The organism is Moorena sp. SIO4E2 (assembly GCF_010671945.1).
Taxonomy (GTDB): domain Bacteria; phylum Cyanobacteriota; class Cyanobacteriia; order Cyanobacteriales; family Coleofasciculaceae; genus Moorena; species Moorena producens.
The window spans coordinates 17,088-27,797 of record NZ_JAAHIE010000011.1 but is presented as its reverse complement, the minus strand read 5'-3'; the positions used below and the strand labels follow the sequence as shown (position 1 = coordinate 27,797).

The window sequence follows — 10,710 nt, the reverse complement described above, 5'->3', positions numbered from 1 at the left end:
CTTTTCTGGTAAGATTATATGCTAGATCGAATGTATTGATCATGCGATCGCACCAGCAAACCTTACTTTTAAATAGTTCACCGGTCTAGTGGTATATCCTCATACAGGAGGCTAGATAATGGCATTTGAGTTATTTTCACGGGTGGCCCTGGGGGAAGATTTTCCCAAGCATAAGTTGCAGCAAGGGGATATTGCAACGATTGTCGATCACCATCCAGTAGAAGACGCAGAGGATGGTTATAGTCTGGAAGTTTTCAATGGGATCGGGGAAACGATCGCCGTTTTAGTGGTTTCCGAGTCACAAATTGAGCCATTAATGAAAAATGAGGTTCTGCATATCCGAATATTAGATGAAGCGGTTTGAAGCTACAACCGATCAATCTCATCAACGCTCAACCCCGTATATTGGGCAATATCCTTCAGGGGTAACGCTGTCGCCTTCATCTGTTTAGCAACGCCTGTCATAGAAAACTTCACACCACTGATTTTTTAGCTCCACCACTGCAAACGCGGGTGCGCTCACCCCAGCGCAAACTCGGTATACTGCCTCATAATCGGTGCCTGATAGGCCAAGACAATATCCTGCTTTGGTACCCCTAGCTCAACTAACTGATCTGCGATCGCAATCTCCGACCCATCATGCTGTATCCAAATCTTGCCATCTTTAATATCCACATGTACAGAACATCCATAAATACGGGTGATGTTATCTTTCCAACCGGTATTAACGATCTGGTAATGATCCCGTTCTGTATCAAAAATGAGCTGGGTTTGGATGGCCAGATTCGCCGACTTAATACTGGCGCGTTTTTTAAGCAAGTCCTGAATATGCTGTCGATACACATCTAGTTTATCCATTGAGTAATCCTTGGTTGCGAAATATCATAAACTACAATAGGAACCTGATTACGCTTGATCGACTTTTGTATGAAGGGATAACTGAAAAAAGCACTGTAAATAGTGTTAGGAACCGCAAGATAAAGTGTTCGATCAGGCTCCTCATCTTCTAAGGCAAGACGATAGTTAATAAACTGCCCAATTGCACCATGGAATTCTGAAATCCTTGAAGTTGATAGAAAGCTTTTAACTTCAATAGCTATTTTTTCATTATTGCGTTCAGCAGCAATCAGGCGTTCTGCCCCCAAATCAATGTAGAGATCGGTAAAACCCAGATCAATGCGATAAGGATCGTGGGTAATGCTCCAACCGTCATTGATTAGAGCATCCTTAACTAGATCATGGAATTGATCCTTAGCAGACATGGGGAAATAGGTACAGGTGTTAACAAACGTCTATCATATAGGTTAGCAAAAAGGGAATCAGCTTTTTTGATGGGTTAATTGGGTTAAGTACTGTTTCGATTTCGATCACTCCTGATATGAGAGTATTTTCCATACAACAGAGATCTAAACCTAAAACTCTTAGTTATTACTTTTAGTTATTAATTTCATCAGTTACTTCCTCCTGGAAAGAATTAGAAGCAAAAAGACCGCGTCCCACTTTTTTCCACCTCCCTTCTTTTGCACCTCGACGCAATTCCGTAGACAAGGAGTTTTTAGCACGGAGTTGCTCATCATCAGATTTGGCATCAAATAGTCTGCTGACAATCTGTTCTCGGTTAACCGGAGCAGCAAAGTTATCTAAGATAATCTCTACCGCTTCCCAGAAGGTTTTACCTCTAAATTCTGGATATAACATATCTCTGGGATTGCGCTTATCACCCTCCTCATCCTCTTGGTTTTTTATTTGGTTTTCTTCAAATGATTTCTCCTCTAATTCATCATCAAAAAAATTGACTTTGCCGACATTGCTATTTGAATTTACAGTGGTATCTTGTTCAGACAAATGATTGCTATTGACCTCATTTTTTTCCTGCAAGGCTATCGCTATGTCCGCTACCATATCAATATCATTGCTGGATAGTTCTGCTTCAAGCTTATCCTTAAAATAGGCAACATTTGCCCGCTTTTGCTCGACTAAATTATTTAATTTAAGAAGGTTTGCTTCCGCTTCAGCAAGTTCTTGCTGGGTTTGTTTTAGCCGATCTTTGATCCAATTAATATGGTCTTCTTGAGCAGATTTAATATTCATGGTTGTGAGCTGAATGTTTTTTTATCAAGCTTTTACGGAAAGTATACCAGTCTTTTTTTAGTTTTGGCAATCGAGCAAAAAATCAATAAAAATAACAAATAGTTATTTTGCTCAACCCCTTAGTATCCTTCTGTCCCAATCCTGCTAAAGAAAGGTAGTCACAAGTACAGGACTTAGGCAAAACTGGTCAACAAATCCTATAAATAGTAGGATGCATTAATAAAAACCGCTACAGGTAGGGTTGCTGGGGAAGTCCTGACTCTCATGAGTATGTAATAGGATTGCCTGTTTGCCTGCGCTGCGCTCTACCTTAAAACGCGATCGCTCAATCACTTTTAGTTATTTATATATAACTAATTAATAAACTATGAACCCAGAAGACTTTGAGGATAGCTCTATTGTACTTAAGTTTCATGTGTCACAAGAGAGTATCAAGTTTCCCAAGACTTACCCAGTAGATCTACCTGTAGAGTGTGTGATTAACCCACCCTACTACTGATAGAGTTTCGTCTCTAGTTTGGCGTCAGTCCTTTACCTCAACGGCTTTTTGCTGACTTCTGGCTCCTAATCAAGACTTCGAGCATAACCAGTCCAAGATCCTCTATCTGCTTCTTCTGTGCAAGTCAGTCCAGCTGTCGATGCAGTGTTAATCAATAGTTACCTAATATCCTTGATTAATTTTAACGTATAACGCCCCCTATGTAACTTTAAATCCAGCTCTAATTTAGATGAACTAGTTAATTGTTTGCTATAACTAAAAAAAATCTGTGATCAGAGCTGCTGTTACCTTGTCACAAAATTAATCTGTCGTCTGATTTTTTATAGTGAGGATCAGGTCTATTAATAAAGCTTATTTTTTGCTGAGTATCACCTAAATTTAACCTTAAAAATCAGCAAAATTATTCTTATTAAATTTAAATTAGTTTCACTAGCTTTAGCTCATAAAAAGTATTGTATGATGATCATCAACAAGCAATTGATACTGCAATTGTTTGTTGGCCACTCTCTAGAAAGCTGATCGCCCTAGGCTCAAGGCTGAATGGTTAACTGCCGTTAGCCGTCAGCCGTCAGCCGTCAGCCGTCAGCTTTTAGGTCACCCTAAACGAACAGCCGTAAACTGAGGTAACAGAGATTAAACCAATGCTTACTTGTTTTATTCAAAAGCTGTGCGCTTAGCGTGCGCTAATCGCTGATAGCTGATAGCTGATAGCTGATAGCTGATAGCTGATAGCTGATAGCTGATAGCTGATAGCTGATAGCTGATAGCTGATAGCTGATAGCTGATAGCTGATAGCTTACCTGTACACTTATAAACTTTTGTTAATTTCATCACCAAACAAGCCATTTAAGATAACCAGAATCTCTAGATAATTTGATTACTATGTCTCAAGTTCAATTGCAACGGTCCCAACTCATGATAAGTACAAGAAGAAGCAGTCAATCTCGTCCCCGAAACGTCATGAAGGGTTTAAAGTTAGTTTCATTAACATTACTGGCAATGGTGATGGTACTGGTGGTACATGCTGAGCCCAGTTTTGCACAGGAATCCGCTAGTAGTGGAGGATTCAATCCCCAAGAAATATTGCGCAATGCTTTGCAGTGGATTGATAGTCTCGGACCCATCGGAGCGATCGCATTTATCGCAATCTATATCATTGCTGCCGTAGCGTTTTTGCCTGGGTCCATCCTTACCCTAGGGGCTGGGGTAGTATTTGGTGTTGTCTTAGGCTCAATCTATGTGTTCATCGGAGCCACTATCGGAGCCACGGCTGCTTTTCTGGTTGGACGTTATCTAGCTAGGGACTGGATTGCTCAAAAAATTGCTGGAAATGATAAATTTAGTGCCATTGATGAAGCAGTAGGTCAGGAAGGATTGAAAATTGTGTTCTTGACTCGACTATCTCCGGTATTTCCCTTCAATCTCTTAAACTATGCCTATGGTCTAACTGGGGTTTCGCTGAAAGACTACGTCTTAGGCTCCTTTGGCATGATTCCAGGAACATTAATGTACGTTTACATCGGTTCTCTGGCTGGAGACCTGGCCACTCTTGGTAGTGGTGACGCACCCACCAATCCCACTGTCCAGTGGGCAATTCGGATTATTGGTTTTATCGCCACTGTGGCAATAACACTTTTTATTACTAATCTGGCTAAGAAGGCTTTAGACAAAAGAGTTTCTAAGGAAACAGTTTAGAAGGTTAACAAGTTGAAGGTTAGCAGGTTTAAGGTTAGGAGGTTGAAGGTTGTTCGCGTAGCGTGGCCTTTTGGCCAAGGTTAAAGGTTATAGGTTAGGAAGTTTAAGGTTGTTCGCGTAGCGTGGCCTTTTGGCCAAGGTTTAAGGTTGTTCGCGTAGCGTGGCCTTTTGGCCAAGGTTTAAGGTTAGGAAGTTTAAGGTTAGCAGGTTAAAGTTAAAGGTTATAGGTTATAGGGATCCGTTTAGGAATTGTGATAATTTTTGTTCCCGATTCCCGATTCCCGATTCCCGATTCCCGATTCCCGATTCCCGATTCCCGACTCCCGACTCCCGACTCCCGACTCCCTACTCCCTAATCCCTAAAAAAATTAATTTAATTTTGAACTATCAAAGGAGTTATTATAAATGTCAAGTTCTCAATACCAAAGAGTTACTGTCCCACCCATGGATGAGTATAACCAGAGGTTGGTTAACTACGTTCATCCAGGGGATTGGGTTAATCCGAAACCTGTTGATTGTTATGACTTAGTAGTTATTGGTGCTGGTACAGCTGGATTAGTTACAGCAGCAGGTGCAGCAGGTATCGGTGTTGGTTTGAAGGTGGCGTTGATTGAACGGCATTTGATGGGTGGGGATTGTTTAAATGTAGGTTGTGTCCCCTCCAAGTGTTTGATTCGGTCATCTCGGGTAGTGGCTGAGATGCGCAATGCGGGAGCCTTTGGGGTTAAAGTTCCAGATAATATTGAAGTAGACTTCCCCGCAGTGATGGAACGGATGCGTCGGCTACGGGCAGGGATTAGCCATCACGATTCTGCTCAACGCTTTAAAGATACCTATGGTATTGATATATTTTTAGGCAATGGTCGGTTTACCGGTGAGGATACCATTGAAGTAAACGATACTACCCTCAAGTTTAAGAAAGCGGTAATTGCTACAGGAGCAAGAGCAGTGCGACCCCGAGTTGAGGGCATGGAAGAGGCGGGGTATCTCACCAATGAAACGGTATTTTCTCTGACAGAACGTCCCAATCGACTAGCTGTTATTGGTGGCGGTCCAATTGGGTGTGAATTAGCTCAGTCTTTCCGCCGTTTAGGTTGTGAAGTAGTGCTGTTTCATCGCGGTTCTCACATTTTAAATAAAGAAGATGCTGACGCCGCCGATATTGTTCAAAAAGTCTTTTTAAAAGAAGGTATCCGTTTAGTCCTGGGTGCCCAATTGAACCGGGTCGAGAAGACAGAGGCAGGTAAAACCTTACACTTCAATAGCTGCACTGGTTTGGAAGAGTCGGTCACAGTAGATGAAATTTTGATTGGTGCTGGACGTGCGCCCAATGTAGAAGGGTTAAATTTGGAACTGGTCGGGGTAGAGTATGACCAGCGTAAAGGAGTTAAGGTGAATGATTACCTTGAAACTACCAATCCCAAAATTTATGCTGCTGGTGATATTTGCATGGACTGGAAGTTTACCCATGCAGCGGATTCAGCAGCACGGATTGTGATTAAGAATACTCTATTTTCTCCCTTTGGCTTCGGTAAATATAAGCTGAGTAACTTGGTGATGCCTTGGGCAACCTATACTGATCCAGAAATTGCCCATGTGGGGATGTATGAACATGAAGCTCAAGCCAAAGGGTTTAATGTTAATACTATTAAAATTCCCTTTAGTACTGTAGACCGAGCGATCGCAGATGGCGAAGAAGAGGGATTTGTAAAAATTCACCACAAGAAGGGGTCAGATCAAATCCTGGGAGCAACTATTGTAGCAACTCATGCAGGGGAAATGATTTCTGAGGTGACTACAGCAATTGTCCATAAGATTGGTTTGAGTAAGCTTTCCAGCGTAATTCATCCCTATCCAACTCAAGCAGAAGGAATTAAAAAAGCGGCAGATGCCTATCGTCGTACCCTCTTAACACCAAGAACTAAAACATTTTTAGAATTCCTGACTAAGCTTTCTTAGGTCAAAAGGGGCGTTGCTTAATAATGGAAGGATTTTAAGAGTAGGTGCGCTTTCCAATGGGCGAGTAAATCGCCCTTGGGTCGCACCTGTGGAATGGGCATCTTGCCCGTTCCTGATCTTTTTGCAGGATAGGACTTGGTCAGCTCTCCCCATTTCCCTATCTCCGGACTTCCTAGGGTTTCCAACTAATCCGAAGATTCGCTTGATAGTAGCTGACTCTAAGAGGTTGTCTGAAAAGTCTCATTTGCTACATCCAAGCCCCCTAAATCCCCCAATTTTGGGGGACTTCTACCAGCAAATTGATTCTTGTTCCCCCCAGAATTGGGGGGCTAGGGGGGCAAAATTCAGTATCAAAAAACTTGTCTTTGTACAAAGATGGCCTTCCTTTGATGAAACGACTAATTCAAGCTCGTTGCTCTATTACTGCTCCTCCTACTCTTCCGATACCTCTCTAAACCTGACCAAACGTCTTTCCAAAAGAGCCACACCCAAATAAAAATAAGCAGATTAAATAGATAAGGATGCCAATAACAGTAGTGGCGACACCGATGGGAAGCAATAACCGACGAGGGTTTTGAGAGCCAACTCCGGAAGACTGAGACCCACCAAACGGTTGCGGCGATGAGGCTGGTGCTGGGGAAAGTTGAGATGGTGGTAATGAAATCTCTGTGGGTTGAGGTTGCCCAGACTGTGGTATCGATGGAATCCCTGTTGAGGGGATTGGAGAGTTCTGTTGCGGAATTTGTGTCGATTGTATTATTGTCGGCTGTTGTACTGATTTGTGTTGTGGTACTGAGACTTGTGGGTATGACTCCAGAGCCTGTATAACCTCTGTGGCAGACTGGTAACGTTCCCTAAAATGGTAGCGCACCATCTTAGATAGAATCCTCTTTAAGTCATCGCTGATCTTTGCCCAAGGTTCCCAAATCACTTCTCCAGTATTAGGGTCTTCTTGAATTTGATTAATCGTTAAGCCAGTTACTGCCTGGATAGCAATCATGCCAAGACCATAAATATCACTGTTGGCACGAGGATTACCTCTGCCTTGTTCTGTGGACATATAACCAGGGGTTCCAACGGCAATTGTGCCACTGACCTGATTGTTCGGTCCGCGAATTTGCTTGACTGTGCCGAAGTCAACTAAAACCAGCTTATTGTCCTGATGTCGTCGGATAATATTATCGGGCTTGATATCACGATGGATAACTCGATTTTGGTGGATAAAGCTGAGAGCTCTCAAGACTTCCTGAAGCATTTGACGAACTTGGCTTTCAGACCAGCTTTGACCAGGTTTGATTTCACTGCTGAGGGTGTTTCCTTCAATAAACTCTTGAACCAGGTAAAACTCTTCATCTTCCTCGAAGTAAGCTAAAAGCATTGGAATTTGGTCATGCTTCCCCAGTCTCTCTAGAGTTTCGGCTTCAGTTCGGAACAAACGTCTGGCATTTTCCAAGGATTTGGGATGGTTGCTAGGTGGCTTCAGTTGTTTGATAACGCACTGGGGATTAGTGGGTCGGCGAGTATCTTCGGCAATGTAAGTTTTTCCAAATCCACCCTGGGCTAGGGTATCAATTACTCGATAACGCCGATCAAGTAAATCATTTGGCTTGAGGTCTGTCATAAAAGTTCGGATCTCGGAACTACGGATCACAGAATTACGGACGTTTTACACTTCTGGATGGATAAGTCCTGTACTTATTTATATATCTGCGAATTCTTTAGGTGCGACCCGTGGCGAATTTAATTCGCCAAGGTCAAGCGCACCTTTGTGATTTATAAACAGTAGCAGCGATCCCCTGACGACCTGACCCCCTCAGTACTTAGTACTACTGTCGAGATTGCATGGCAGGATTGAAGTAGAGCAGAGTTACCTGATTGTGGGGCAATCAGTAACAGAGCGATATAGTTGTTCATTTAAATGATTCACTAGTTGTCTTTTCTTTACCACATTTTATAGTTTTTGTCAAAATTATTTTCGCTGATCATCATTTTTTATATAGCGCTATATTTTTGATGCTGCCAAGCCATGCAATTCTATTCAGTAGATCTAAAACTGAGGAAATAATAAAAAATCCCCCACCAGAAGGCAGGAGATTTCAATTAATTACCTACAATTTAAATACCTAAAAAGCTAGTTTCAGCAACCATTAGCCAAATGCACCAGCTGTCGAGGCAATCAAGAATGCCGCGTAGGTAAGTATATAACCAACCGTGAAGTGGGTTAAACCAACCAGACGAGCTTGAACGATGGACAGCGCAACAGGCTTATCCTTCCAGCTAACCAAGTTAGCCAGAGGAGTACGCTCGTGTGCCCAGACCAAAGTTTCGATTAGCTCTTGCCAGTAACCACGCCACGAGATCAGGAACATGAAACCAGTTGCCCAAACTAGGTGTGCCAACAGGAACATCCAAGCCCAGACCGACAGGTTGTTCGTTCCAAACGGGCTGTAACCATTGATCAACGGAGCAGAGTTAGCCCACAGGTAATCCCGGAACCAGCCCATGAGATAAGTAGAGTTCTCATTGAACTGAGCCACGTTACCTTGCCAGACGCACAGATGCTTCCAGTGCCAATAGAAGGTCAACCAGCCTAAGGTGTTGAGCATCCAGAACATGGCGAGGTAGAAGGCATCCCAAGCAGAGATGTCGCAAGTACCGCCACGACCAGGACCATCACAAGGGAAGGCGTAACCGAAGTCCTTCTTATCGGGCATTAGCTTGGAACCACGGGCATCCAGGGCACCCTTGACTAGAATCAGGGTGGTGGTGTGCAGACCTAAAGCGATCGCATGGTGTACCAAGAAATCACCAGGACCAATGGTCAGGAACAGGGAGTTAGTTCCGCTGTTCATGGCATCGAGCCAGCCAGGTAGGTAAGCTGCACCAGAGCCAGCAGCTAAGCTATCGGGATTGGACAGCAGAGTGTCAAAGCCGTATAGCAGTTTACCGTGAGCCGCTTGGATGAACTGAGCAAATACTGGCTCAACCAGGATTTGCTTCTCGGGGGTGCCGAAAGCAACCACGACGTCGTTGTGGACATAGATTCCTAAGGTGTGGAAACCTAAGAACAGAGTTACCCAGCTCAGGTGAGAAATCAGAGCTTCTTTGTGTTCCAGCATCCGGGCTAACACATTATTCTTATTAGCCTCTGGGTCATAATCCCGCACAAAGAAGATAGCACCATGAGCGAATGCTCCAACCATCAAGAAACCAGCAATGTACTGATGGTGAGTATACAGTGCTGCCATCGTGGTGTGATCCTTGGCTATGAATGCATAGGACGGCAGCGCATACATATGTTGGGCTACCAAGGAACAAACCACACCCAAACAAGCCAGAGCTAACCCTAACTGGAAGTGGAGAGAGTTGTTGATAGTGTCATATAGACCCTTGTGACCCTCACCTAACATGCCCCCAAAGGGAGTACTTGCCGGGGGATTGTGGGCACTATGAATCTCCTTGATGCTGTGACCAATACCCCAGTTGGTGCGGTACATATGACCGGCAATGATGAAGATCACTGCGATCGCCAAGTGGTGATGAGCGATATCGGTCAGCCACAAGGACTCAGTCTGGGGATGGAAGCCACCCAAGAAGGTCAGAATCGCTGTCCCTGCACCGTCAGAGGTACCAAAGATGTGTCCAGCGGTATCTGGGTTCTGGGCATAGACTCCCCAATTCCCGGTAAAGAAAGGTCCTAATCCAGCTGCATGGGGTTTGACACTCAGGAAGTTATCCCAACCAACCCGCTGTCCGCGAGATGCGGGGATAGCCACGTGAATCAAGTGACCTGCCCAAGCTAAGGAGCTAACACCAAACAAACCTGCCAAGTGGTGATTCAGCCTAGACTCTGCATTCTTGAACCAGCTCAAGCTGGGGCGGAATTTAGGCTGTAAGTGCAACCAACCTGCAAACAGTAATAGGGATGACAACAATAACAAGAACATGGCACCACCATGCAGTTGGTTATTGGTTGTCATGCCAATGGTGTAAAACCAGTGGTAAACACCGGAGTAGGCGATGTTTACGGGGCTAGAAGCACCAGCTTGGGTGAAGGCATCAATTGCCCCTGAGCCAAATTGGGGATCCCAAATCGCGTGGGCGATGGGCTTGACAGTTTCAGGATCTTTAATCCACTCTTCAAAGTTACCTTGCCAGGCGACGTGGAACAGGGTGCCAGAAGTCCACAAGAAAATGATTGCAAGATGGCCGAAGTGAGAAGCAAAAATCTTTTGATATAGATTCTCCTCGGTCATGCCATCATGGCTTTCAAAGTCATGGGCTGTGGCAATCCCGTACCAGATTCGACGTGTTGTCGGATCTTGAGCGAGGTCCTGGCTAAATTTTGGAAATTTTGTTGCCATATGCTTTAAGGAAATTCTCCTCGCTGACCTATGAGACTTATGCAATCATGCTGCTCATTGTTTTTTCTTAATTAACCCCCTGGAACCGAAGTTCCAGGTTGC

Annotated in this window: 10 protein-coding genes; 4 read left to right on the top strand and 6 right to left on the bottom strand. The window is 44.0% G+C overall.

The features are described 5' to 3' along the window. Window positions 1-118: 118 nt before the first annotated feature. On the top strand, window positions 119-364 hold the full coding sequence (locus F6K37_RS02375) for a DUF4926 domain-containing protein (RefSeq protein ID WP_008186894.1): 246 nt from the start codon (window positions 119-121) through the stop codon (window positions 362-364). 155 nt (window positions 365-519) lie between these two features. Here the strand turns inward: F6K37_RS02375 and F6K37_RS02370 are convergent, their stop codons facing one another. The 3 genes from F6K37_RS02370 to F6K37_RS02360 all read right to left on the bottom strand — a co-directional run bounded on the left by F6K37_RS02370 (window position 520) and on the right by F6K37_RS02360 (window position 2,091). After that, window positions 520-858 (bottom strand): XisI protein, encoded by a 339-nt coding sequence (locus tag F6K37_RS02370; RefSeq protein WP_287247924.1) that lies wholly within the window; start codon window positions 856-858, stop codon window positions 520-522. Beyond that, window positions 846-1,262: an element excision factor XisH family protein gene (locus tag F6K37_RS02365; RefSeq protein ID WP_287247922.1), complete on the bottom strand. Its 417-nt coding sequence runs from the start codon at window positions 1,260-1,262 to the stop codon at window positions 846-848. Before F6K37_RS02365 ends, F6K37_RS02370 begins: the two co-directional genes overlap by 13 nt. A gap of 172 nt (window positions 1,263-1,434) precedes the next feature. Continuing rightward, window positions 1,435-2,091 carry a hypothetical protein gene (locus F6K37_RS02360; RefSeq protein WP_287247920.1) on the bottom strand — a complete coding sequence of 219 codons (657 nt, stop codon included), beginning with the start codon at window positions 2,089-2,091 and terminating at the stop codon, window positions 1,435-1,437. 367 nt (window positions 2,092-2,458) lie between these two features. Between F6K37_RS02360 and F6K37_RS02355 the strand changes: the two genes are divergently transcribed. After that, window positions 2,459-2,590, top strand: coding sequence for a hypothetical protein (locus tag F6K37_RS02355; RefSeq protein ID WP_008186906.1), 132 nt, complete (start codon window positions 2,459-2,461; stop codon window positions 2,588-2,590). Between the two features lie 654 nt (window positions 2,591-3,244). Here the strand turns inward: F6K37_RS02355 and F6K37_RS02350 are convergent. Then, window positions 3,245-3,421 carry a hypothetical protein gene (locus F6K37_RS02350; protein ID WP_287247918.1) on the bottom strand — a complete coding sequence of 59 codons (177 nt, stop codon included), beginning with the start codon at window positions 3,419-3,421 and terminating at the stop codon, window positions 3,245-3,247. 129 nt (window positions 3,422-3,550) lie between these two features. On the opposite strand from F6K37_RS02350, the gene F6K37_RS02345 reads away from it, so the two are divergent. Then, window positions 3,551-4,285 (top strand): TVP38/TMEM64 family protein, encoded by a 735-nt coding sequence (locus F6K37_RS02345; protein WP_287247916.1) that lies wholly within the window; start codon window positions 3,551-3,553, stop codon window positions 4,283-4,285. Window positions 4,286-4,690: 405 nt separating this feature from the next. Then, window positions 4,691-6,244 (top strand): mercuric reductase, encoded by a 1,554-nt coding sequence (locus F6K37_RS02340; protein ID WP_044493955.1) that lies wholly within the window; start codon window positions 4,691-4,693, stop codon window positions 6,242-6,244. Between the two features lie 451 nt (window positions 6,245-6,695). Here the strand turns inward: F6K37_RS02340 and F6K37_RS02335 are convergent, their stop codons facing one another. Together F6K37_RS02335 and psaB are read right to left on the bottom strand one after the other, a co-directional pair. Continuing rightward, window positions 6,696-7,865 carry a serine/threonine protein kinase gene (locus F6K37_RS02335; RefSeq protein WP_287247914.1) on the bottom strand — a complete coding sequence of 390 codons (1,170 nt, stop codon included), beginning with the start codon at window positions 7,863-7,865 and terminating at the stop codon, window positions 6,696-6,698. A 526-nt stretch (window positions 7,866-8,391) separates the two neighbouring features. Further along, window positions 8,392-10,608: a photosystem I core protein PsaB gene (gene psaB / locus F6K37_RS02330; RefSeq protein WP_008181184.1), complete on the bottom strand. Its 2,217-nt coding sequence runs from the start codon at window positions 10,606-10,608 to the stop codon at window positions 8,392-8,394. Window positions 10,609-10,710: the final 102 nt, after the last annotated feature.